The sequence below is a fragment of the Megasphaera sp. MJR8396C genome, from assembly GCF_001546855.1.
In the GTDB taxonomy this organism is placed as follows: Bacteria; Bacillota; Negativicutes; order Veillonellales; family Megasphaeraceae; genus Megasphaera.
Map to the genome: position 1 here is coordinate 546 of NZ_KQ958193.1, position 511 is coordinate 1,056.

Genomic DNA, 511 nt, shown 5'->3' on the forward strand with positions numbered 1-511 from the left:
CTTAGGTCAGCTCAAAGGAAGTACGATCGGCTCGAGCAAGGTCGAATACACCGATGCCGGAGTCGGTACGGTGACCTTGACCATGCAGGATGGGAGTACCGTCGAAATTGGCGGCCTTCAGGATAAGTACGTTACAGGGGCAACATTTAAAGACAACAAGTTGACCATTACCCGTAACGATGATAAATCCTTTGAAGTAGGTGATATTGCTTCTAAGAGTGATATGGATTCAGCTGTTGGCAGTGCTAACCTGAAATTTACCGGTGACGATGCGTCTGCTGATGCTACGATCACCAAGAAAAATGGGGAAACTCTCAACATTCTTGGCGGTGCTACTGAATTTACGGCTGCCAATAACATCGGTGTCGTCAAAGAAAACGACGCCCTTAAGGTGAAACTTGCAAAAGATATCTCTATGGGCGACGGCAGCATTACCTTTACCCCTACGGGAGCGAAAGACGCTGACGGCAATACCTTGGTTCAAGGCCAAGACGGCAAGTGGTACTCCGAC

At 48.5% G+C, this 511-nt stretch carries 1 protein-coding gene; it reads left to right on the top strand.

Going from position 1 to position 511, the window contains the following annotated elements:
- Positions 1 to 511 (top strand): hypothetical protein (locus HMPREF3201_RS07075; protein ID WP_197408268.1); only part of this gene is annotated, 511 nt, incomplete at both ends.